Origin of the sequence: Anatilimnocola floriformis (assembly GCF_024256385.1) — a bacterium.
In the GTDB taxonomy this organism is placed as follows: domain Bacteria; phylum Planctomycetota; class Planctomycetia; order Pirellulales; family Pirellulaceae; genus Anatilimnocola; species Anatilimnocola floriformis.
The window spans coordinates 4,814,381-4,837,231 of sequence record NZ_JAMLFW010000001.1 but is presented as its reverse complement, the minus strand read 5'-3'; the positions used below and the strand labels follow the sequence as shown (position 1 = coordinate 4,837,231).

General features: G+C 59.5%; 17 protein-coding genes. 9 read left to right on the top strand and 8 right to left on the bottom strand.

The features are described from left to right. Positions 1–39: 39 nt before the first annotated feature. The 3 genes from M9Q49_RS18890 to M9Q49_RS18880 are packed head-to-tail and all read left to right on the top strand — an operon-like array spanning position 40 to position 1,836. Entirely contained in the window at positions 40–684 is a 645-nt protein-coding gene (locus M9Q49_RS18890; protein ID WP_254510381.1) for an SMI1/KNR4 family protein, read from the top strand. Further along, on the top strand, positions 681–1,070 hold the full coding sequence (locus tag M9Q49_RS18885; RefSeq protein ID WP_254510380.1) for a VOC family protein: 390 nt from the start codon (positions 681–683) through the stop codon (positions 1,068–1,070). The genes M9Q49_RS18890 and M9Q49_RS18885 overlap by 4 nt, the downstream gene beginning before the upstream one ends. Before the next feature lie 43 nt (positions 1,071–1,113). Further along, entirely contained in the window at positions 1,114–1,836 is a 723-nt protein-coding gene (locus M9Q49_RS18880) for a DUF899 family protein (RefSeq protein ID WP_254510379.1), read from the top strand. A gap of 24 nt (positions 1,837–1,860) precedes the next feature. On the opposite strand, the gene M9Q49_RS18875 is transcribed toward M9Q49_RS18880, so the two are convergent. From M9Q49_RS18875 to M9Q49_RS18865, 3 genes are all read right to left on the bottom strand, one after another. Next, the gene (locus M9Q49_RS18875) at positions 1,861–7,266 is read right to left on the bottom strand and encodes a hypothetical protein (RefSeq protein ID WP_254510378.1); all 5,406 of its coding nucleotides are present in this window, start codon (positions 7,264–7,266) and stop codon (positions 1,861–1,863) included. A 187-nt stretch (positions 7,267–7,453) separates the two neighbouring features. After that, positions 7,454–7,999, bottom strand: a complete 546-nt coding sequence (locus tag M9Q49_RS18870) for a rhodanese-like domain-containing protein (protein ID WP_254510377.1) — start codon at positions 7,997–7,999, stop codon at positions 7,454–7,456. Positions 8,000–8,011: 12 nt separating this feature from the next. Then, positions 8,012–8,329 (bottom strand): ArsR/SmtB family transcription factor, encoded by a 318-nt coding sequence (locus M9Q49_RS18865; protein ID WP_254510376.1) that lies wholly within the window; start codon positions 8,327–8,329, stop codon positions 8,012–8,014. A 290-nt stretch (positions 8,330–8,619) separates the two neighbouring features. Here M9Q49_RS18865 and M9Q49_RS18860 point away from each other — a divergent pair, with 290 nt between their 5' ends. From M9Q49_RS18860 to M9Q49_RS18850, 3 genes are all read left to right on the top strand, one after another. Beyond that, positions 8,620–10,077 (top strand): family 2B encapsulin nanocompartment shell protein, encoded by a 1,458-nt coding sequence (locus M9Q49_RS18860; protein ID WP_254510375.1) that lies wholly within the window; start codon positions 8,620–8,622, stop codon positions 10,075–10,077. A gap of 79 nt (positions 10,078–10,156) precedes the next feature. Continuing rightward, positions 10,157–11,596 (top strand): family 2B encapsulin nanocompartment shell protein, encoded by a 1,440-nt coding sequence (locus tag M9Q49_RS18855; RefSeq protein ID WP_254510374.1) that lies wholly within the window; start codon positions 10,157–10,159, stop codon positions 11,594–11,596. Positions 11,597–11,598: 2 nt separating this feature from the next. Continuing rightward, complete coding sequence (locus tag M9Q49_RS18850; protein WP_254510373.1) at positions 11,599–13,368, top strand: cysteine desulfurase; 1,770 nt, start codon at positions 11,599–11,601, stop codon at positions 13,366–13,368. A gap of 54 nt (positions 13,369–13,422) precedes the next feature. On the opposite strand, the gene M9Q49_RS18845 is transcribed toward M9Q49_RS18850, so the two are convergent. From M9Q49_RS18845 to M9Q49_RS18825, 5 genes are all read right to left on the bottom strand, one after another. Next, on the bottom strand, positions 13,423–14,022 hold the full coding sequence (locus tag M9Q49_RS18845; protein WP_254510372.1) for a PhnD/SsuA/transferrin family substrate-binding protein: 600 nt from the start codon (positions 14,020–14,022) through the stop codon (positions 13,423–13,425). Continuing rightward, the gene (locus tag M9Q49_RS18840; protein ID WP_254510371.1) at positions 14,012–14,521 is read right to left on the bottom strand and encodes a hypothetical protein; all 510 of its coding nucleotides are present in this window, start codon (positions 14,519–14,521) and stop codon (positions 14,012–14,014) included. The genes M9Q49_RS18845 and M9Q49_RS18840 overlap by 11 nt, the downstream gene beginning before the upstream one ends. 184 nt (positions 14,522–14,705) lie before the next feature. Continuing rightward, complete coding sequence (locus M9Q49_RS18835; protein WP_254510370.1) at positions 14,706–16,484, bottom strand: ABC transporter permease; 1,779 nt, start codon at positions 16,482–16,484, stop codon at positions 14,706–14,708. A gap of 217 nt (positions 16,485–16,701) precedes the next feature. Next, the gene (locus M9Q49_RS18830) at positions 16,702–17,148 is read right to left on the bottom strand and encodes a pyridoxamine 5'-phosphate oxidase family protein (RefSeq protein ID WP_254510369.1); all 447 of its coding nucleotides are present in this window, start codon (positions 17,146–17,148) and stop codon (positions 16,702–16,704) included. A gap of 2 nt (positions 17,149–17,150) precedes the next feature. Continuing rightward, the gene (locus M9Q49_RS18825) at positions 17,151–17,675 is read right to left on the bottom strand and encodes a hypothetical protein (RefSeq protein WP_254510368.1); all 525 of its coding nucleotides are present in this window, start codon (positions 17,673–17,675) and stop codon (positions 17,151–17,153) included. A gap of 208 nt (positions 17,676–17,883) precedes the next feature. On the opposite strand from M9Q49_RS18825, the gene glgX reads away from it, so the two are divergent. From glgX to M9Q49_RS18810, 3 genes are all read left to right on the top strand, one after another. Continuing rightward, positions 17,884–20,133 (top strand): glycogen debranching protein GlgX, encoded by a 2,250-nt coding sequence (gene glgX, locus M9Q49_RS18820; RefSeq protein ID WP_254510367.1) that lies wholly within the window; start codon positions 17,884–17,886, stop codon positions 20,131–20,133. Positions 20,134–20,301: 168 nt separating this feature from the next. Beyond that, on the top strand, positions 20,302–22,167 hold the full coding sequence (locus M9Q49_RS18815) for an Nramp family divalent metal transporter (protein WP_254510366.1): 1,866 nt from the start codon (positions 20,302–20,304) through the stop codon (positions 22,165–22,167). 4 nt (positions 22,168–22,171) lie between these two features. Beyond that, on the top strand, positions 22,172–22,762 hold the full coding sequence (locus M9Q49_RS18810; RefSeq protein WP_254510365.1) for a DNA-3-methyladenine glycosylase I: 591 nt from the start codon (positions 22,172–22,174) through the stop codon (positions 22,760–22,762). Positions 22,763–22,851 lie beyond the last annotated feature (89 nt).

The following is a 22,851-nucleotide window of genomic DNA, read 5'->3' as shown; positions in this document are numbered from 1 at the left end:
CGAACTTCGCCATGACCAACTTGGTGCAGTGAGTTGGCAATGCCCAATCCGGTTTGGCAGAAACTCGTCGACCAACTGAGGGCCTGCGGTATCGCCTTCGCTGCCGGCCTCACCGACGCCGAAGTGAGTAGCGTTGAGTCCGAATTCGGCTTTCGCTTTCCGCCAGATCTGCGCGAGTTCCTGCAGACGGCGCTGCCGGTCAGCGATGGCTTTCCTAACTGGCGCAGCGGTTCTCGCGACGCCCTGCGCAAATGGCTGGCCGTGCCGCGCGAGGGTGTGCTGTTTGATATCGAGTACAACGCGTTCTGGCTCGACGAATGGGGACCCCGACCGAACACGCTTGACCAGGCGCTGGAAATGATTCGCCCAATCCTCGCGGCTGCGCCGATGTTGATACCAGTTTACAAACATCGCATGTTGCCCGAGCGACCGCACCTGGCGGGCAATCCGGTCTTCTCGGTTCATCAGACCGACATCATTTACTATGGAGCCGATCTGTGTGATTACCTGCAGCGTGAGTTTCTCAGGAAACAAGATGCGCAGTGGTCGATACCCGACTCCCTTCGACAGATCGATTTCTGGGATATTGAACGGTTCCAGGACGTCCGCTGGTCTCGCGGCTACGCGGTCTTCGATAATCGCAGCGGGACTCTCCCTGATTTGCCCTCGGATCAATCCACATGAAATTTGCCTACACCATTCTCTACGTGCGCGACGTCGCAAAGTCGTTAGCCTTCTACGAAGCGGCGTTCGGCCTTACTCGCCGTTTTCTCCATGAAAGCGGCACGTACGGCGAGCTCGAAACGGGGGCGACGACGTTATCGTTCGCCGAAGTAGAACTCGCGCGGTCGAATCTGCCGGGAGGATTTGAGCCAACTGATCGCACCAGGTTGCCGGGCGCTTCCGAAGTTGGCTTCACTACGGACGATGTTCCCGCTGCGTACGAGCGTGCGTTAGCTGCCGGCGCGCAGGCTCTGACGCCGCCGAAGACGAAACCGTGGGGTCAGGTGGTCGCTTATGTTCGCGATCTCGACGGGCATCTCGTCGAGCTGTGTACGCCCATGTCGTGAACTCGCAATTGTTAGTTGAACTCGAGACCAGGAACACACCGCCATGACGGAAACACCCAAACCCAATGTCGTTTCGCGCGAAGAATGGGAGCAAGCCCGTGCAGAATTATTGTTGCGTGAGAAAGCTCACACGCACGCCGGCGACGAACTGGCCGCGGCGCGGCGACGGCTGCCGATGACGCAAATGGAACCGGTCACCATCGTCGGCGCGAGTGGGCCGGTGCAATTGCAAGATGTGTTTGCCGGGCGGCGGCAGCTGATCGTGTATCACTTCATGTGGAACCCAGGTCAGCCACACAACAAGCAGTGCGAGGGTTGCACGCACAGCCAAGTGGCGATGCACGAGCAAGTCTGTGCCTATCTTGCCGCTCGCGATGTCACCTATGCCGTGTTCTGCAGTGGACCGTTCAGTGAGATCAGTGCCTATCGCGATTTCATGGGTTGGACCAATCCGTGGTACTCGACGGCCGAGTCGGGACCTGTGATGAAAACTCGCGACGGCGGCGATCTGCGAGTTTATCGGCGCGAGGGGAACGATGTCTTTCAAACCTACGAGACGAAATGGCGAGGCATCGAAGCCATGCTCCCGACGCTGCAGTTGCTCGACTTCACGCCGTTCGGCAGGCAAGAGACCTGGGAAGATTCGCCCGCCGGCAGCCCACAACAAAAAGCGGGTTCCTGGTGGCGGCGCGATGGCAGGCCCATCGCGCAGTGGACGCGGACCGATGAAAAGATCACGCCCCCGATCGTTCAGATTGGGAAGTGACCGCCGCGAAGTTCTCGCCGCGACTTACCGGTTCCAGTTCGAAATATCGAGCGATGCTTTTAGCGAGCCGTCTTTGATCTGCTCGGCTGAGTTCACCTCGAGCGTCAAATCGGCGCCGAGTTGAGCGGGCGACGAGTAGTGAAACGTGTGAGTTACTTCGCTCTTCGGCGAGGTGCTGCTGGCCGGCACGTACATCCGCTCGATCATGTCTGCCGGCGGCGATAGCTGGACGCGGGTCCGATAGAGCTTCGTGAGCGGCGTGTCGTTCGGGTGTTTCTCGGTGATCGTGACTTTGCGCAGCGTTCCTTCTACGATTTGCTGGCGGATGGTGAACTCAACGCCATTCAAGCCGAACTTGCTGCCGGTGATGGTCGGCAGTTGGGTATCGGCGGGGCCGATTCGCACGGTGGGAAAGAGGGGCGGCGGAGCGCCATAGCGAACCCACAAATCGATCGTGGCTCCTTCGACAGCAATCGGCCAACCGGGGACGGGGAACTGCAGAATCGGCGTGCGCGTCTTGTCGTCGAACTTCACGTCGGCGATTTGAAAAACGGTATCCTTGAACTTGGTATCCGGATTGCGCGGCCGAATTTCGGCCCACACATACCGCGGCCAGGCGACGAACTCGCTGTTGGCTTTGCTGCGCATCCGCACGCGGAATGTTGTTGGCCGTGTTTCGCCGGCTTGCGAACCGACGAGCGGCTTCACCGCTTCGGCGACGATGGGGCGCGACGGCGGCGTGATATTGCCGACCGCAGCTAATTCATCTTGATCGAATGAGTCGAGCAGATCGGGAACGAACAGCAGCGAAGCCGTCGAGGCTTCGTACTCGAGCCGCAGCGCTTCGCCGCCCGAGAGACGAATGATTTGTGACAGGGGATCGCTCAAGCGCGGACCGCGTACCAGCACCGCGTGCTGCCTTGGCGAGATTAGGTCGCCAGCCATCGGCCATTCGGGATACGTCCAAGTTTCATTGAACGCCAGGCGGCCCACGCGCTTCGCATCGGCATCGGCTGAGACCACTTCGAAATCGGGCTTCGCAAACGCCGCAGCGATCGCCTTCTTGATGGCCTTGGGACTGGGCACCGCATCGACAAAGAACTGCGGCTTAGCGCCGACATTCACCAGCGCATCGAGCTGTGCTTTCTCGAGCCCCGGCTTCACGCCGCCGAAGAGCACGACGCGCACGTTCACCTTCGGCGAGTTTTTTACGAGCTTCGTCAGCTCGTCGAGGTCTTCGTTGTTCTGCGACAGCCCTTTCACCAAGATCTTGTCGAGGCTGAGGTCGACGTTGTTGGGAATATTCACACCGTCGGAAAGAACGATGACCTGCCGCGACTCGACGCCGCGGACCGCGTTCACTTCCTGAATGGCTTGCGTGATCGACGCATACAGCGGAGTCACGCCGAAGCAGCGGTTGACGTCGAGCGAGTCGAGCTGCGGATCGATCGTGCCCGCCCAGCCGAGGCCTGGCTTGAGGAGGACCTGAATATCGCGATCGGGATGCGGAAACTTGTCGGCGAACTTGGGATCCTTCTTCGCGGCCGCGATTCCGTCTGCGGTGAGATTGTCGCCGTCGTCCCACAGCTTGTCGGCTTTGTAGTACATCAGGTTGTTCGGCGCCGGAAAGTAACCCGCGCGATGTGCCGTGCGATGGCCATAGGCGATGAGGCCGATCTGCAAACCGCCGGCCGGCGCAGTCTTGAGATCTTTGAGAATATCCTGCAACGCTTGCTTCGCCGCGGCGAATCGGCCGTCGCCACTGGTCATGCTCGACGAGCAATCGAAGACGAACATCACCGCGCCGCTGGGAGCATCGTCGCCGCCGACTTGCACCGTCGGCGCCGAGTAAGGTTCGCGGCGGTGGACAAAACGAATGCCCTGCGCCGGCGCGCTGTGATAGAGCTCGAACGGTTGCGACCAGAGATGGCCGCGATACCAGACTCGCCCTTCGAGCGAGACCGGCGGTTTGCCGAGCTTGCCCGCCACAATCGTGGCAGTGATCGAACGAGAATCAGGCTGCTGCCGCAAGCGCTCGGCGAATTGGATGGGAAAGCGCGACAGTGATTTGCTATCGCCGTAGGTGATGAGCGTTTCATCGAGCGGTTCGAGCGCACCGGCGCGACTGATGAAGAAGCCCGCGTCGCCCGCGGGAAAATTTGCCGGCTGATGATCGACCGATTCGATCCGCTGCCGCGTCTTCACCGTGAACGGCAGCGTTTCGGCAGAATCTGGCAGTTGCACGTTCGGCACTTCCAGATCGAGGCCCGATTGATGCGCCGTAACTCGCGCAGTGCGGAGCGCGCTCAAGTTCTCCACATCACCGCCGGGCAAGTCGTACTGCCACGGCAACTGCTTGGCCGTTGCGGCCTTCGCACATTGCTGAGTGGCGAGGTCGAAAAACTGCTCGCTGCGATCGTAGGGCAAACCGTTTCCCCAAAAATCCTGCAGCGCGCGATAGCCGTGCCAGCAGGAGAGATGCCAATGATCGACTTCGCGCAGCCAAGCCGTTGGTGTGGGAATGCCGATCGGATCGGGAACGAGATTCTGATTAAAACCGCCGAGCCAAAAGGCACTCGCGCGGACACGCTGATCCCAAATCACCAGTTCCTGCCGAGCTCGCACAGCCGGCGTGGTCGGGCCGACGCTGATCGGCTTGCCTTGCACGGCAACGTCGTAATCGGCGAGGACATTTTGCAGTGTCTGCCACAGCGTGCGATCCTTCGCTCCCTTTTCCTGGCGAACTCGCTGATCGATGACGAGGGCGTCTTCCTGTTCGAGCTTCAGCGTCTCGCGGTGCTGTTCGTAGGGCAAACGAAATTCGTGGGTGAGGACCTTGTGGTAGCGAACGAGGAACTCGCGATAGCCGGTGAGGAACGGCGTTTCTGCTTTGGGCGACGATGGCGCGGTCGCTGCCGTTTTTGGCTTCGGCAGTTCTTGCTTGGCCCATTCGGCAAGGGTGTTGTGATACTTCGAGAGCATTCCCTTCACGCGCGATTCGCTCACGAGGGGCGATTGCATGATCTGTTCGATGTGGCGCACCGTGTCCGCCGTTTGAAAACGGATTTCGGCATTGCCGAGAGCTTCGGCATCGGTGGCGATCAGGCGCCGCAGCCCTTGCCATTTTTGCTGCAGCGCTAGGAAAGTGTCGTTGGCAACTTTCAGCGATTCACGCAGCTCGGTGTTGTTGTCGCGGAGGTTGACCACGCGATCGATCTGTTCGGCGAAGCGGATGTTGTCGTCGAGAACCTCATTGAGCGCGGTGATGTTGGCTTCGTATTCAGTCGTGGCCGGCGAGGCGCTGTTATTGAGTTCCAAACGCCAGCGGCGGAAATACCATTCGGCGAAATGCGGCAGCGTCGACCAGATTTCGTCGCGGAGCAGATGCATGTGTTCGAGTTGCTCGCCCCATTTGCGGGCGGCAAGGTAGCCGGAGGCAGCGCCGCCGTTGGCGCGAATCAAACGTTGCTCAGCACTTTTTTGCACGGCTGATTCGTTGGTCTCGGCCTGGCCGGTGCCATCGAGCGAAAGTTGATCGCCGAGGAAATAAGCGTCTTCGGCGGCGCGACGTTCGGCGTCGGCGACGTTGACGAGTTTTTCGAGCGCGTAGTGAATGCGGACATCGAGGGGCGTAGCGGCTTGCTCGGCGAGCGAGCGCGAGCGGATCATCTCGGGCAACATGCGTTCGGCAGCAGCGCTCGTGTTGCCGTTCAGCAGCTTGAGGAATTGTCCTTCGATCGGCAGCAAGTCGGCAGAAGGAGCGGCGGGAGCGTTGCCGGCCAGGCGGAGAAAGTGGAGGACGGAACTCAAACGATCGCGGTCGAACTTTTCACCGACTTCGCCGCGCTCACCGTTCAAGCCGAACTGCGCGAGCAACTCGCCGATGGCGCGCGGGCGCTCGGCGGCGGGAACGATGATTTTGGCCTGCTCTTCCGGCATGGCTTTGAGCCAACGGTTGTAGAGTTCGTCATAGTGTGTTGGCGATTCGGCGGCTTGCGCGTTGCGAGCAGCAACCGCGAGTTGCTGCCACGTTTTCAGTCGGAGATTGGTCGCGCTTTGCGTTTCGGGAAACTCCTGCCAGTTGCCAGCCGCGAGTTCTTCGTTGAGCGCGGCGAACTGATTGCCAAGGCCTTCCTGATATTCCTCGCCGGCGAAGAGGCGATCTTCGAGCGCGAGGAGTCGCTGCTCAAGCGACGACCAGCGAACTGGATCTTGCACAAAGCCGCGCCGCCACGGCAGCGGCAAGCTTTCCGACAGACCTTCGCCGGTCGCTCGTTGCTGATAGGCTCGCCAGGCGAGCTGCAACGGCGAGGATTTGTCGCTGGCGGGTTCGATGAGCTCCTTGGCCTTAGCGAGAACATCGTAACTCGATTTTTTCAGTTCATGACCGCGCCACGACCGCCAGAGATCGGCGGAAACAATCGGCACGTCGCGCGTCACCGGTTGGCCATCGGCGCCGCCGATGAGCAGCGGTGTTTGGCGCACACCGCGGCGCTGTTGCACGTAGTCGTCGACGCGGGCGGTGAGATAGGCATGGAGCTCGAGCAGCGAAACGGTGCCGCGACTCAAGTCCTTCGGATATTCGCGACTCGCATCGCCGCGCAGGCCGAGGCCCACAAAGTGTCCGAACACGGAGCCGCGCATCTCCGGCGCAGCCCAGGCAGTCTGACCGGGACTCGTTGAGTTGAGCACATACAAATTCGGATCATCGACCTGATCGACAACCGACGGCAGCTGATCGGCAAAGCGGTTGTCGAGCACGCCGCTCCGCCATTTCATCGAAATGCGATTGCAATCAAGAATGACGAGCTTGCGGGCCCGCTTTAGATTTGGCAGTGCGCACACATCCTTGAGGAACTTCACCAGCGGCAACCAACGACTGGTATTGAAGGCATCGGCGTTCGGCGGCACGAGGCAGGCCTGGCCATCTTCGTTCACCAGACCGTGGGCACTGATATAGATGACGACGGCATCGTTGCGCGAGAACCAACCAGGGCCGCTCGGCTTGACGGTTTTTAGTTGAGCGAGGAAGCGCTGCGGCGTCCCTTCCTCGTCGGTTTGATTGTCGCTCGAACCGAGATAGCGGAAGAGTGCGCTCTGTCGCAGCGGCAAGTTCGACGGGCTCACATGCTGCAAGAAGTATTCATCTTCGGCAGCGAGAGCCAGCGGCGGCATTTGCAGCGGATAACGCGAAGCCCGCAGGATGACCAGCGGCGTGTTCTTCGGCGGGATGAGATAGAAAATGAACGCCGCAAACAGGACCAGGCAGCCGATCCACAGGAGCGTTCGTTTGACCTTGTATTGATAGGCGGCCGATGAGTCGCGCGACTGGGATTTGGTCCAGTCGCGAGCGGTCTTGGCTTTGCCCGCGACTTGGCGTTTGCCGAGCCAGGCGGGTCCTTTTTTCTTGCCGTCGTCGCGTGTGCTCATCGTCGCTCGTCATCCCTGCAGCGTGGGAGATTTTTCCGCAGATTCAGGCGCCAAAACGGGCCTGCACCGATTCCCTGGCCCTATTGTGTAGGGAACGCGCCAGGGGGGCAATGCGGATGTGGAGAAGAGGCTGAGCGCAGAAGGAAAGAGATTGTTTCTGCGCTGCAGCAAACTACCAGCCGGCAAATTAGGACGGCTTGACCGCGCACGAAGCTGAATCGTCGGCAACGCGGTTCCAAGGCATTTTGGAGAGCATCATTCCCATGCCGCAGGTATCGGTAATGCCGGCGAAAACGAGACCAGCGCCGACGAAGGCCGAGATACCGATCAGCCACGGATGCACCGTGAGCGACAAAATCACGCCGGTCAGCACCAGCGATCCCGCGGCAATGCGAACTTGCCGTTCTAGCGAGATCGCTTTCTTGCCCTTCACCACCGGCAATCCTGCGGCAACGCAGGCCTTCGTGCCGCCGAGCACATCGACGATGTTGGTGAAGCCAGCCGACCGCAACTTATCGCAAGCCATTTTGCTGCGTGTGCCACCCTGGCAAACGACGTACAGCGGCCCTTCGGTATGTTGCAGCGCCCGTGGATCGAGGCTGTCGAGCGGCACATTGCGGGCAAACGTCACATGCGTCTCGCGAAATTCTGTCGGCATGCGCACATCGATGAGCTCGATCTTTTCGCCAGCGCGATGTTTGGCGAGCAGTTCATTGGCGGTAATCGTCGACATCACAGACTCCTTTTAAGACGCATTATCGAAGCGCGACTCGACGCAATGCATGATCTGCGCGAGATGCGTTTCCGTAACCTGGTAAAAAACGCTGCGGCCTTCCTTGGTCGCCGAGAGAAAACCACATCGCTGCAGCAATCGCAAATGTTCCGAGGCCATGTGGCTGGGTATTTCGCAAGCGTCGGCCAATTCGCCGACAGAGTATCGGCCGCGGAGCAGCATTTGAATCATCCGCAGCCGATGAGCATGGGCCAGCACACGCAGGCACTCTGCCGCTTGTTCCAGCGCGGTAAGGGGGGTGAGCTTTTGTTGTTTCAACGCGGCAGCCATGGTCGATCTCTTACCCAATCATATCGGAACATCCCGACATGACAATTGTGCCGTTTGCTAAGAATCTGTCGCGCGTCGATCCCGCCTACTTTTCCAATGTGTGAAAACGGCTAAACTGGGTCGGGTTTGCGGGTCGATTTTAACCGCAATCGACTCTCTATTGTGCCAACCGGACAAACCGGAGGCGTTCCCTGTGTGTTGCGGAACTGCCTTGCGGAATCTTCATTCCGGGCATGCCCCACAGCGCACAGCCGAACGATTTCCGTCGTTTACCAAGCAGGAATGGAATCATGTCTGACGGTCTCTTGCAGCGGAGCGTGACCACCGCGGTCGCCAGGAATCTGGCCAACACCACCAAGACATCACCCAAAATGATGTCGATCACGCCGCGGTGGTTGCTTAACCTGCTGCCGTGGGTCCACGTCGAGGGTGGCACGTATCGCGTCAACCGCACCAAGCGCGAACTGAGCCGGGCCGAACGGATCGAAGTCGATCTGTCGGGGGGCGTGGCCACGCTCCATCCTGAAGCATTGCGCAGTGTGCCCCTGTTCTTTCGCGTGCCGGAACCGATCCTTGCGGCCATGGTCGCGAGGATGAAGACTGAAGAGGTATCGCTTGGTAATAAGCTGAGTGTCGAAGGAGAAGAACTCAGTAAGTTCTTTATCATCGCGCAAGGCCAGGTCGAAGTGCTGAGCAAAGGTGCGCACGGCAGCGACCTGCGGATTGCGTTGCTTACCGAAGGCGAATTCTTCGGCGAAGGAGACCTGGTTTCCGACAAGCCGTCGGATGTGACCGTGCAAACGACCACGCCCTGCGTGCTCCTCACGCTGTCGCGCAAAGATCTTGAATCGATTCTGAACGACGTCGGCAGTTCGCGCGATGGCTTTCACAAGGCCGTGGCCGATCACCTCGAGCGGGCTTCGATGGTCAATCGCTACGGCGAGCGCGACATCGACTTGGTTTCGGGCTTTGCTGAAAATGTCGAGATTCCCGAGACTTTCGTCGATTACTCGGCCAATCCGCGCGAGTACAACCTCTCGGCGATTCAAACCATCGTTCGCGTACACACCCGCGTCAGCGATCTTTACAACGGTCCCTACGATCAGCTCGAAGAACAAATGCGGCTGACGATCGAAGGAATCAAAGAACGCCAGGAATGGGATCTCATCAACAACACGAAGTTCGGGTTGCTCCACTCGGCCGATCCTTCGATGCGGATCAGCACGCGCTATGGTTCGCCGACGCCCGATGATCTCGATGAACTGCTGGCCCTGGTTTGGAAGAAGCCGGCGTATTTCCTCGCTCATCCCAAGGCGATCGCGGCCTTCGAGCGCGAATGCACCTGGCGCGGTGTGCCGCCGGTCACGATGAATCTCTTCGGCACGTCGGTCATCATGTGGCGCGGTTTGCCAATCGTGCCGTGCGACAAGCTCGAAGTGAAGAGCCGGTACAAATCGAATCAATGGCTCGGGACGACCGATATTCTGCTGATGCGCGTCGGCGAAGCCGATCAGGGTGTTGTCGGTCTGCACCAGGCCGGCATTCCCGGCGAAGTGAGCCCGAGCTTGTCCGCTCGCTTGATGGGCGTCGACAGCCTCGGCGTTGCTTCTTACTTGCTCACGCTTTATTCGTCTTGTGCGGTGCTGACCGACGACGCCCTCGGTGTGCTGGAAAACGTCGAAGTGGGTTACTACCACGACTACGCCAGCCGCGAGATGGGCGGCTTTGTCGATGGCAGCGGCATTTAAGTAACGATCAAAACCCGCGCTCTGGCGAGCGCGGCTACACACGCACTCTTCCTGGATTCTGATTTAGAGGGAACTAACCATGTCCGACAGTTTGCTGCAACGGAGCGTGACGACGTCGGTCGCCCGCAATCTGGCGAATACCACCAAGACATCACCGAAGATGATGTCGATCACGCCGCGGTACTTGCTCAGCATGTTGCCCTGGGTGCAAGTTGACGGCGGCACCTATCGCGTCAACCGCACCAAGGTAGAACTGAGCAAAGCCGAACGGATCGGCGTGGAAGTTCGCGATGGCAAGGCGCTGCTGACCACCGAAGGTCTCCGCAGCGTGCCGTTGTTTTCGAAATTGCCCGAAGCAGTTCTCAGCCGCATGGTGAACAGCTTCAAGACCGAAGAAGTCTCGCTCGGCAACAAGCTGATCGTCGAAGGGGAAGACCGCAGCAAGTTTTTCATCCTTGGCCAAGGCCAAGTTGAAGTTCTCAGCAAGGGCATTCACGGCAGCAACCTGCGAATGGCCCTGCTGACCGAAGGTGAGTTCTTCGGCGAAACCGACATCGTTTCGGATCGACCTTCGGACATCACCGTGCGCACCATCACGCCCTGCGTGCTCCTCACGCTGTCGCGCAAAGATCTCGACGCCGCGCTCGCCGATGTGCCCGATCTGACGGCTGATTTCCGCCGCGCGATCGATGAGCACCTGACGCTGCAATCAACGGTCAACCGTTACGGCGAACGGAATATCGACCTCGTTTCGGGCTTTGCCGAGAACGTGCAGATTCCCGAAACGTTTGTCGATTACTCGTCCCATCCGCGCGAATACTCACTGTCGGCGATTCAAACCGTTGTCCGCGTTCACACCCGCGTGAGCGATCTCTACAACGGTCCTTACGATCAGCTCGAAGAGCAAATGCGGCTGACGATTGAAGGGATCAAAGAACGCCAGGAATGGGACCTGATCAACAACAACAAGTTCGGCTTGGTGCACTCGGTCGATCCGGCGATGCGGATCAGCACGCGCTACGGTGCGCCGACTCCGGACGATCTCGATGAATTGCTGGCCCTGGTGTGGAAGAAGCCGGCCTTCTTCCTCGCTCATCCGAAAGCGATTGCCGCCTTCGAGCGCGAATGCACTTGGCGCGGTGTGCCGCCGGTAACCATGAATCTCTTCGGCACTCCAGTCATCATGTGGCGCGGCGTACCGCTGGTGCCGTGCGATAAGCTCGAAATGAAGAGCCGTTACTTGTCGAACCGTTGGTACGGCACGACGAGCATCCTGCTGATGCGCATCGGCGAAGCCGATCAAGGCGTTGTCGGCTTGCACCAGGCCGGCATCCCCGGCGAGATCAGCCCCAGCCTGTCGGCTCGGCTGATGGGGCTCGATAGCCTGGGTGTGGCTTCGTACTTGCTCACGCTTTACTCCTCGTGCGCCGTGCTGACGGATGATGCGCTTGGCGTGCTGGAAAACGTCGAAGTCGGCTACTATCACGATTACGACCACCGCCCGCATAAGGTGAAATAGTCATGGATGAGATCACCCCCGATATCGTGGCGCAGATTGCTTCGCGGCTGTACAACCAACAGCCGAATAGCAGTCCTGGCCCCAGCACGTCGTCGCACTTGCCGCACGATCCGCCGAGCGCACCTTCGCACGGCAGCCACTCGGTACCCACGAATCATTTTCCGGTATCGCCGCAGCACGATCCCCGCGCTGCCCAGCCTGGTCTGCCGCCTCCGCAGGGGCCTGTTGCTGCCGCACCATCGTTCGCAAGCGGTCTGCCCAAGCCCCCTGCGCCGGCGATGCCGACTCCACCTACGCCGCCCGGTTTTCCGTTTGCGGTGCCCCATTCGTTTTCGCCCGACCCACCTTCGACGCCCACTTTTGCCGGCGCTCCTGCGACGCCAGCGAACACGCCCGATGGCTTGTCTGCCTTTGTCCGCTCGATTCGTCAGGGACATTTCGGCGGCGTTGGTTCGCAAGTCGGCGGTGGTTTACACGCGGGTGGCGGTTCACCGGCGACGAACTTGCGCGAAGGCCTGAACGTCAACAAATCGATTCCCTCGCACGGCGCTCGGCCTCTTGATGTGAACGCAGTCCGCAGAGACTTCCCAATTCTGCATCAGCAGGTTCACGGCAAGCCGCTCGTGTGGTTCGACAACGCCGCGACCACACAAAAGCCGCAAGCGGTGATCGATGCGATCTCGCACTTCTATGCGAACGACAATTCGAACATTCACCGCGCTGCCCACTCGCTTGCCGCTCGCGCGACCGATGCTTATGAAAAGGCTCGGCAGAAAGTGCAGTCGTTCCTCGGCGCGGCGAGCCCCAAGGAAATCGTCTTCGTCCGCGGCACGACCGAAGGGATCAACCTGATCGCCAAAACCTTCGGACATAAGTTCCTGCAGCCGGGCGACGAGATCGTCCTCTCGCAACTCGAACATCACGCCAACATCGTTCCCTGGCAGATGGTCGCCAAGGAGAAGGGCGCGAATATCCGCGTCATTCCGGTCAATGATCACGGTGAAGTGATCATGGAAGAATATCAGCGGCTGCTCGGCCCGCGCACGAAGATCGTCGCGCTGACGCAGGCCTCGAACAGCCTCGGCACGATTCTGCCGGTGCACGAAATGACGCAGATGGCCAAGCGTTACAACGCTCGCGTGCTGATCGACGGAGCGCAGTCGGTCGCGCACATTCCGGTCAACATGCAGTCGCTGGGAGCCGACTTCTTCGTCTTCTCGGGGCATAAGATCTTCGGTCCGACCGGCATCGGCGCCGTCTACGTCAAAGAAGAGTTGCACGACATCATGCCGCCCTGGCAAGGTGGCGGCAACATGATTCGCAACGTCAGCTTCGAAGAAACGACTTACGCCGAAGCGCCGAACAAATTCGAAGCCGGCACGCCAAACATCGCCGATGCGGTCGGCCTCGGCGCGGCGCTCGATTACGTCAGCCGCCTCGGTTTGCCGAACATCGGCGCTTATGAGCACGAACTGCTGCAATACGCCACCGAATGCATGTCGCGGATCAACGGCGTGCGAATCGTCGGCACGGCCCGCGAAAAGGTGGGCGTGCTCTCATTCGTTCTGCCGAACAAGCGGACCGAAGAAGTCGGCCGGCTGCTCGATATGGAAGGGATTGCCGTCCGCTCGGGCCATCACTGCTCGCAGCCATCGCTCCGCCGTTTTGGGCTCGAAACCACCGTTCGGCCTTCGTTCTCGTTTTACAACACGAAGGGCGAAATCGAACGACTGGCAGCAGCGGTAAAACGGATCCAGACGCTGCCAGGTTAATGCGGTAACGATGTAGGCCGGAACAAGCGGTAATCCGCGATGTTCCGGCCTACATTACTTCTTCAGCAAGGCCGCGATCTTCTCTTCGACCTCGCGCACCGGCTGCCAGGTTTCTTTGTACGCCACGGCGACGAACTTCGACTGCTTCGCGGGAGCGTACGCTTTTTCCAGCGAGCTCCCTTTCCAGTCGAACTCTAAGAAGGCCTGCCTGATTTTCCCTGCGAGATCCGGCTGCAATTGATGGCCGAAGGCGAAGCAGGCGGGCGGGAAGGTTTTTGATTTGTAGATCGAACGGACCACGTTCGCGTTCGCGTCAGCGCGGCTCAAAGTCCGTTGCAGAAAGTCGCTCGCCACCGGCGCTGCGTCACCGTGGCCGGCGATGATTTCTTCGATTGCCTTTTCCTGGCCGACGGTAAAGACCGGCGTGTAGTCGCGCTCGGGATGCAAATCGAACTCATCCCACAAGATCGATAGCGGCGCCTTGAACCCGGAGTGTGAATAAAGAGATGTGAAGAGGACTCGCTCGCTCCCTTTCAAATCGCTCGGTTGTTTGACGCTGCTTTTGGCGGGGACGATGATCTCCATTTCATAGCCGAACTTGTCATCGTCGCCCGCCATCACGCAGAAGGGAATTGCGCCCCCTTCATTTGACACTCAGCGAAACGGCGCCGGTGTTGATGCAGGCGAGATGGACCTTTCCGGCGCGAATGTCATGGGCCAACTGCACCGCTGGCGCAACAGCTTGCTGGGGTGAGATGCCCGTCGTCTCGGGGCGCAACGTCAGTTGAACTTTTTTCTCCGTCACGCGTTCGAGATGTTTGACGAAGTCGGCCCACTGTTCTTGTTCGCGCTCGAGATTCGAGCCGAGGACCTCGAACACCAGCGTCTGCGGATGAAGCTGCTGCATTGGATCATGCGCGGGATCAGCAACCAGATCGCCGTCTGCGTCGTTGAACCCCGTGGCCAGTTTGGTGGGAGTTTGCAGAGCCTTTTGCACACCAGCGAGAAAATCGACCGGCGGCGATTGCTGGGCCTGGTTGTATTGCCAGGCAAAGACCGCCAGCACAATCAGCACGGCGGGGATGCCCGCGAGCAGGACATTCTTCAGCGAGAACGAGCGGCCACTGCCGCCGGCATGTGTAGTCGTCGACATACAAACTCCCACGGATGAAAAGCCAGAAACCGTTCGACAGGGGAGAGGTAATCGTCTGCGCGTGCGATTTGTTTTAGCAGGAAAGCTTCGCAAAGGCGCGGTTTGGCTGCTTGCGCGTAAAATATTCACGTCGCAGGACGGCGGCAAACAAGCGGGTTATTTGGCGAGGCGGAGACCGCGGCTGTTACGCCAGATCGCGGTCTTCGAACATCGTCAAGGCAAACAGCATCGCAATCGTGCTGTAGATCGTGGCATACACAAAGCACCAGCCGAGGTAGGCCAGCGGCACGATGCGATTGCCGGCGACGCTGGCTTGCACGTCGAAGTGATCGAGCACCGGAAAGACGGTTGCGATCAGCTGGCTGAAGAACACGATCGGCGGTAACTGCTCAGCGACTACTTGCGATTGAACCAGCTGCGGCGTGAGATGGCCGAGGGCCCAAATCGTGAAGCAGATCAGCAAGTTAGGAATGAATGGCAGCCGCGTGGAGATGGCCACGCTGATCGCAGTCATCACCACCACCTGCAAGTACACGAGCACGAGGCCAGGAACCGTCTGGGCCATTTCGAAATAGCAGAGCTGCCACGTGAGCGTGTAATCGGCCCCTTCTCGCTCGTCGTAAACCGGCTTGTAAGCCACGCCGACGAGCAACACGATGCCCAGCACGGTGACCATGAACAAGGTCGACCAGGCAATGCCCGTGAATTTGCCGAGGATGAAATCGAGCCGGCTCACCGGTTTCGAGAGCACGGTCAGAGCAGTCTTGCCATCGATCTCTTCCGACAGCGACGTGCTCGCTGACCAGATGGCGACGAACAAACCAAGGAACGGAATCAACGCAAAGCCGGCCGTCTTCATTCCCTTAATGTCATGGCCGAACGTATTCATCGGCATGATGATGAAGAGGAGAAGCAGAAAGACGCCGACGGCCATCACCAGCAAGTAAACAGTCTGAGCGAAGTCGGTCTTAGCCGTGGCGAGGGTCACGGCGGTCATCTTTGGCATCGCGGTTCGTTGCAGCAGGTAGACCAGGAACACGCCGATGACGCAAAGGGCCGCGACCGGGGCCGCCGTCATTTCGGGATTGGCCACCGTGCTGATGCGCGTCATCGTGAGCTTGGCAGCGCCAGTCCCCAGGTTCTTCACATGCAGCTCGGTAACGACTGGTTTGGCAAACGGCGTGGTCGCCGTTCCTTCGCGTCGCCAGGTCACTGTTTCGCCGGGGGTGAGATCGAGCGTAAAGGAGTTGGCTGCCGGTTTGTCGAATGGCGCGCTTGAGACCTTCAAGTGCTGAGTCGCGGTGAACTGCAGTTGCCGAACTTCATCGCGGCGGAAATTGGTTTTGATCGCTTGCTCGAACGAGGAGTTTAAATCAACGGCTGGTGGATCGACGTCGAGAACCTGAGTCACCGTGCCGTTGGAAACGAGCGCCGGCCAACGGGCGAGGCTCTCGAACATTTCGCTTGGCTTGCGGACAAACAGGGTGCCGAAAATACCGATCAGGGCAACCACCGACACCACCACCGCAAACGGTGTGAGCACACCCTCGGTGACCGATTCCCAGGCTTCGTCGGCGGCCCGGCGCGACAGCAGCGTCACCACGCCCATCGCGACCACCCAACTGCCGACGCCCAAACCGCCGAGGAGCAAAATGCCGTCGAAAATCGACAAGCCAGCCTTCTGACCACCGGCTTGAAACCACCAGGCCAACGTGCCGACGAAGAGCAGCACCGCGAGCACGGCAGCCACGACGCGGGCGTTCTGCTTGTTGGCAGCCAAGTTCCCCAGCACGGGAATACGCGACAGCCCGAACATCAGCCCCCAAATCACGGCACAAAAAATTAGCCCCACGGCCGCCCCGATCCCGAGGATCCAGACCGGCGTGAGGGCGCAGACAAATTTGTCTGAGATTTCGACGTGCAGCGAATCGAGCCAGTTAGCGAGAAGGGGAGAGAAAAGCATGTGCGGGCTCAGACTTAGCGATCGGGTGATTTTCAGACGGGCGACTTGCGAACAGGCAATTTTGCGAACAGTCTGTGCGCGCAGTTTTCGCCGGAAGGGTTCTTATGGTAGCAGTTTACGCTGGCTGACTGCAGGTGGTTCGCCAGCAGCGGAAAATTGGTAGCAGGTTTGCAAAATGCCCGCCGCACGACGCTCTTGTGGGTGGGTTCAGTTCGGTTTAGCCAATACTGACGGGGATATATTCGAGGGCCCATTCCTGCATGTACCGCACCTGCACCGGCTCGATGCGATAGATGATCAGCGCGGGGTTGTCGATTGTTCCCAGGTAAAACCGCAGCAGCGGGTTTGTCGACCAGATTTCTTCGAGCTGTTCGCGGTCGGTGACGACTTCGGCCACGCCGGTGATGCGAACCTGATCGTGGCCATCGTTCATGTAGCAGAGCTCGACGCGCGGGTTGGCTGCGATCTCGACTGTCTTGTGATAGACCCGCAGGTTGGCTACATAGATCGTAAAGCCGTCGGTTTTCACCGGCGAAACAGGACGCAGCCGCGGCTGATCGCCGTCGATGGTCGCGAGCATGGGAAAGCGATCTCCGGCGACGATCGCGCGGGCGAGATCGGGAACGGCAGCGGGATCGATGGGATCTGGTTTGGGTTTCGTCATGGTTAGTCCTTGTTTGCGGCTTCGCTCCAGGCGTCGTTCAGCGCTTTGATAAAACCGACGGTCAGAAAACCGCCCAGGCCGCCGAGCACGCCGAAGGCAATCGTGGCGATAATCACCGGCAGCCATTCGAAGGATCGTTGAATGAGCACGGCGGTCCAACCGCCGCCGACGGCAGCGCCGATGATTGCGCCGGTGGTCGCGCTGATGATCGGCATGATTCCCAGCGAATGACGATGGCCCAATTTCGTGACCGGCGCGAAGTGGTCTTCGTGCAGATCGGTGATGTGTTCATGTTTCTCTTGCTCGACTCGCCGACCGGCTTGGCCGTCGCGCAATCGCGAGCCAATCACGTTGCCCGCAACGTGCGCAAGCACTGACAAAATCAACAGCAGCAGCGCCGCGAATGTGATCGGCGACATCCAGTTCCACAAACCCAGCAGCACGGCGAGACAACTCACGCCAAGCAGCAAGGCCCGCAAGCCGAACTGCGGCGGACCGAGCGGCAGTGGTTGCGGACGATCGGGCATGAGAAATGCTTAGTGGGGTGCCGATTGCGGAAGGCAGGTAAGGGATTCTATACAGCGGCGGTTTGGCTGCCGTGAGTGGCCGAGCTCTTTTTCGGCGTTTCCGCAATTTTGGCGAGGGGCATCCCTGTTTCGCGGGATGCAACGGGTACAATCGCTAGCACCTTTTAGAATCACATTGACGTAAGTTTGCTCACTGCAAGGATCGAACATGCGAGTTTGGCCGGGACAACCTTATCCCTTGGGAGCGACTTGGGACGGGCGCGGAGTCAACTTCGCCATCTTTTCGGAAAACGCCACGAAAGTGGAACTCTGTTTATTCTCGTCGGTCAAGGGAAAAGGGGAGTCACACCGGATCACGCTCCCCGAGCAGACCGACATGGCCTGGCATGGCTATCTGCCGGAAGTTCAGCCGCGGCAACTCTATGGCTTTCGCGTGCATGGACCGTACGATCCGGCGCATGGCCATCGTTTTAATCCCAACAAAGTCGTGCTCGATCCTTATGCTCGCGCGCTAGGCCGGGTGACGAAGTGGCACGACTCGCTGTTCGGCTATGAGATTGGTCACGCCGACGCGGACCTGTCGTTCGATACCCGCGACAACGCGAAGTATGCGCCGCTGGGGGTCGTTGTCGATCCGGCCTTCACCTGGGGCGCCGATGCGCCGCCGCGCACGCCGTGGCATCGAACTGTGATTTATGAAGCGCACGTGACCGGGCTCACCAAGCTCCATCCGCACGTGCCGGAGAAACTCCGCGGCACTTATGCGGGCCTGGCGACCGAGCCCGTCATTCGCCACTTGAAAGAACTCGGCGTGACGGCCATCGAGTTGATGCCCGTGCATCATCACCTAGAAGATCGCCATTTGCTCGAGAAAGGTCTGTCGAATTACTGGGGCTACAACACGCTCGGTTTTTTCGCCGCCGAAGCCTCGTTTGCCTCGCGCCGCGGAGCATCCGCCGTGCGCGAGTTCAAGTCGATGGTTCGCGCGCTGCATGCTGCCGACATCGAAGTGATTATCGACGTGGTTTACAACCACACGGCCGAAGGCAATCAGATGGGGCCGACGTTGTCGCTGCGCGGCATCGACAACGCGGCGTACTATCGCACGGTGGCCGACAACCAGCGGTACTACATGGATTACACCGGCTGCGGCAACACGCTGAACATGCGGCACCCACGCGTGCTGCAACTCATCATGGACAGCCTCCGCTACTGGGTGCTGGAGATGCACGTCGATGGTTTTCGTTTTGATCTCGCCAGCACGCTCGCTCGCGAACTGCACGAAGTCGACAAGCTCGGTGCCTTCTTCGACATCATTCACCAAGACCCGATTTTGTCGCAAGTGAAGCTGATCGCCGAACCGTGGGATCTCGGCGACGGCGGTTATCAGGTCGGCAATTTTCCGGCGTTGTGGACCGAGTGGAACGGCAAATATCGCGACTGCGTGCGGCGATTTTGGCGCGGCGATGGCGGCACGATGAACGAGTTCGCGACGCGACTCGCCGGTAGTTCCGATCTGTATGGTCACAGCGGCCGCAAGCCGTACGCGAGCATTAACTTCGTCACGTGCCACGATGGTTTCACGCTGCGCGATCTCGTCAGCTACAACGACAAGCACAACCAGGCCAACGGCGAGGAAGGCCGCGACGGCGCGAACGACAACAACAGTTGGAACTGCGGCGCCGAAGGTGAAACCGACAACGCCGATATCGTTGCGCTGCGCGAGCAACAAAAGCGAAATCTCATCGCCACGCTGCTCCTGTCGCAGGGTGTGCCGATGATTCTTGCCGGTGACGAACTGAGCCACACGCAGAATGGCAATAACAATACGTATTGCCAGGACAACGAACTGACCTGGCTGAACTGGGAACTCGACGACGAAAAGAAGAAGTTTCTCGATCTCGTGCGCCATGCGGTGCGCTTGCATGCCGAGCAACCAGTGCTGCGGCGGCGAACCTTTTTCCGCGGCCGGCCGTTGCGCGGTTCCGAGATCAAGGACATCACTTTCTTCGATACGCTCGGCAACGAAATGTCCGATCAGGATTGGAACGCCGGCTTCGTACGTACGCTCGCGCTGCGACTAGCCGGCGATGCAATTCCCGAAACCGACGAGCAAGGAAACCCGATTCACGGCGATACGCTGCTGCTCCTCTTCAACGCCCACTCGGAAGAGGTTGGTTTTCAGCTGCCGCCGCGAGCCAGCTACAGCACGCCGTGGGAAATCATCCTCTACACCTCGAACGTGCCGCCCGAAGCCGTCGCCGCATCGGCCACAGAAGCCAAGCTGAACATCCCGGCCCGCAGCCTGGCCGTACTGCGAACCGCGCGGATCATTGTCGAGCCCGAGGGAACTCCTTCGGCGACCATTCCCATCCCGATCCCGCTGGCGGAAGTTCTTCCCTCGGCGAGTGTGGCGCCGACTCCCGAGCCGCCGCGCACGCCGCCACCATCGGCCTAGGGAAAGACGGCAATCAAAATCGGTAAGTCCGCTTCGCTCGCCTCGCCCCGATTACGCATTCGTCATCACGCGGCGCGCATCGGACTACATTCTCCTTGACCCGCGTAAGCTCGCAGCCGATGATGGGCAACCTGCCTTCAATCCTCTCCCGCTTGCCCGAGTTTGCTGATGAGTTTGGAAACGAAATCGAAGACAGCCGCCACCGCCGTCGAGCCGCTGGCCCCTTGGCCGGGCTCGCATGAAATGCCGCGGTGGAATGTCGACGAACTGACCGAAGCGCCGGTTTTTCAATGGCGTAATATTCTCGGCATGCTGGGCCCCGGCCTCGTCATGGGCGCCGCGGCGATCGGCGGCGGCGAATGGCTGGCGGGACCGGAAGTCACCGCGAAGTACGGCGGCGCGCTCCTCTGGATCGCGACGGTCAGCATCATCTTTCAAGTCATCTACAACATCGAGATTAGCCGCTACACGCTCTACTGTGGCGAGCCGATCTTCAGCGGCAAATTTCGCATCTGGCCGCACCCGATGTTCTGGGTCGCGTTTTACTTGCTGCTCGATTTCGGTTCGATCGCGCCTTACTTGGCCGTGAACGCCGCCGTGCCACTGGAGGCGATCTTCTTGCAGAAGATTCCCGACATTGAAAACGAGCATTGGCTGCTCCACAAAATTGTTTCGACCTCGCTCTATTTAATGATCCTCGTGCCGCTGATTTTCGGCGGCAAGATTTACAACGCGCTGAAGGTGGTGATGAGTTTGAAGTTGGTGGTCGTCATCAGCTTTCTCCTTTTCCTTGGCATCTTCTTTTCGCGGCCGAGCACTTGGGTGGAGATCGTCAGCGGTCTCTTCAAGATCGGCACCGTGCCGGTATTGTGCGGCGAAGATAAGAACGGCAACGGTGTGCTCGATCCGGGTGAAGACGTCGACAACGACGGCCACTTGGACGTCGATGAAGGCCTGCCGCCGACAATCGACACCAACGGCGACGGCAAGCCGGATGCGTGGGAAAAGGACTCCAAGGGAAAAGAGATCAAGTGGGTCGATCGCGACGGCGACGGCAAACGCGACGGCTACAATACCGAGAACGTTTTCGTTTCGCTGTATAAAAAAGGAAAACTCCCGCAACTAAATCTGGCCCTCATCGCCACGCTCGGCAGCCTCGCCGCAATCGCCGGCAACGGCGGTTTGACCAACGCGCCGATCAGCAACTTCACCCGCGATCAAGGCTGGGGCATGGGTTCCAAGGTCGGAGCCATTCCGAGCCTCGTCGGCGGTCATGGCATCAGCTTGTCGCACGAAGGAAGCGTCTTCCTCGTCAACGAAGAGACGTTGCCGCGCTGGCGACGCTGGTACAACCACATCGCCCGCGACCAGTTGTGGGTCTGGATGGTGGCCTGCCTCGTCGGCGTTTCGCTGCCGAGCATTTTGTCGGTCGAGTTCTTGCCGCGCGGCACCGAAGCCAGCGGCTGGACCGGCGCGGCGATGACTGCCGGCGAAATCAAGGAAGATGGGACGAAGGTCGGCGTATTCGGCCGCGTGATGGAACCGATCCCTGGCACCCTGGCCGACACTCCAACCCTGAAGCCGGTTCTCAGCGGTCACGGTTTGGCGGCGTTCCTGTGGGGCGCGACATTGTTCTGTGGCTTCCTGGTGATGATCACCAGCCAAACGACAACGACCGATGGTTTCATCCGTCGCTGGGTCGATGTTTTTTGGACCGCGAGTCCGCAGCTGCGCAAGTTACCTGGAACCGCAGTGAAGTATGTTTACTTCATCGTCCTCTGCGTCTACGCCTGCCTCGGCGTACTCATTCTGTGGGCTACCGAAAAACCAGGCTTTGTGTTTCAGTTGTCGACAACGTTTTACAACTTTGCCTTCGCCTTTAGCGCCTGGCATACGCTGGTCGTTAACACCACGCTGCTGCCGCAACAACTCCGGCCCAACTGGTTAGTCCGCATCGGTTTGATTCTGGCCGGCGTTTACTTCTCGGGCCTGGGGGTGATCGCGTCGATGAAACTGTTCGGCTTTATCAACTAACCGCGTGGCCAAAAAGAAAAGCACATCGCCCGACGAACGCTCGCGCTGCCTGTGGGGCAGCTGCGAGCCGATGTTGACGTATCACGACGCCGAATGGGGCGTGCCGTTGCATGACGAGCACGGCCTGTTTGAGTTTCTTATTCTCGAGGGAGCCCAGGCCGGTTTGAGCTGGGCGACGATTCTAGCCAAACGCGAAAACTATCGCGCGGCGTTTGCACAGTTCGATCCGGTGAAGTGCGCCAAGTTTACGGCGAAGCAGGAAGCGGCCTGCTTGCAAAACGAAGGTCTGGTGCGGAACCGTTTGAAGATCGCTTCGGTTGCCATCAACGCCCGAGCCTTTCTCGCAGTGCAAAGCGAGTTCGGCACCTTCGACAAATTCATCTGGCAATTCGTCGAAGGAGAACCGCTGCAGCCAGGCCGCAAATCGATTCAGGACGTGCCGGCCAAGACCACCGAGTCCGACGCGATGAGCAAGGAACTGAAACGACGCGGCTTCAAGTTCATTGGTAGCACCATCTGCTACGCGTTCATGCAGGCGACCGGCATGGTTAACGACCACGTCGCGAGCTGTTTCCGCCACGCGGAACTTTCTTAGCTTCCCTGCAGTTAACGCCGCCTGAATCCTGCGGTCAGAGCTGGGACGTCCATCAGCCGGCAGTTCCCCACACGCTCTCACTCGCGGCA

Bases quoted from the DNA above. Each gene is read 5' to 3' on its own strand.
- M9Q49_RS18830 (WP_254510369.1), bottom strand. From the start codon at position 17,148: ATGACGAAACCCAAACCAGATCCCATCGATCCCGCTGCCGTTCCCGAT.
- M9Q49_RS18885 (WP_254510380.1), top strand. From the start codon at position 681: ATGAAATTTGCCTACACCATTCTCTACGTGCGCGACGTCGCAAAGTCG.
- M9Q49_RS18815 (WP_254510366.1), top strand. From the start codon at position 20,302: ATGAGTTTGGAAACGAAATCGAAGACAGCCGCCACCGCCGTCGAGCCG.
- M9Q49_RS18835 (WP_254510370.1), bottom strand. From the start codon at position 16,484: ATGCTTTTCTCTCCCCTTCTCGCTAACTGGCTCGATTCGCTGCACGTC.
- M9Q49_RS18890 (WP_254510381.1), top strand. From the start codon at position 40: ATGCCCAATCCGGTTTGGCAGAAACTCGTCGACCAACTGAGGGCCTGC.
- M9Q49_RS18825 (WP_254510368.1), bottom strand. From the start codon at position 17,675: ATGCCCGATCGTCCGCAACCACTGCCGCTCGGTCCGCCGCAGTTCGGC.
- M9Q49_RS18875 (WP_254510378.1), bottom strand. From the start codon at position 7,266: ATGAGCACACGCGACGACGGCAAGAAAAAAGGACCCGCCTGGCTCGGC.
- M9Q49_RS18840 (WP_254510371.1), bottom strand. From the start codon at position 14,521: ATGTCGACGACTACACATGCCGGCGGCAGTGGCCGCTCGTTCTCGCTG.
- M9Q49_RS18865 (WP_254510376.1), bottom strand. From the start codon at position 8,329: ATGGCTGCCGCGTTGAAACAACAAAAGCTCACCCCCCTTACCGCGCTG.
- M9Q49_RS18880 (WP_254510379.1), top strand. From the start codon at position 1,114: ATGACGGAAACACCCAAACCCAATGTCGTTTCGCGCGAAGAATGGGAG.
- M9Q49_RS18855 (WP_254510374.1), top strand. From the start codon at position 10,157: ATGTCCGACAGTTTGCTGCAACGGAGCGTGACGACGTCGGTCGCCCGC.
- M9Q49_RS18870 (WP_254510377.1), bottom strand. From the start codon at position 7,999: ATGTCGACGATTACCGCCAATGAACTGCTCGCCAAACATCGCGCTGGC.
- M9Q49_RS18850 (WP_254510373.1), top strand. From the start codon at position 11,599: ATGGATGAGATCACCCCCGATATCGTGGCGCAGATTGCTTCGCGGCTG.
- M9Q49_RS18860 (WP_254510375.1), top strand. From the start codon at position 8,620: ATGTCTGACGGTCTCTTGCAGCGGAGCGTGACCACCGCGGTCGCCAGG.
- glgX (WP_254510367.1), top strand. From the start codon at position 17,884: ATGCGAGTTTGGCCGGGACAACCTTATCCCTTGGGAGCGACTTGGGAC.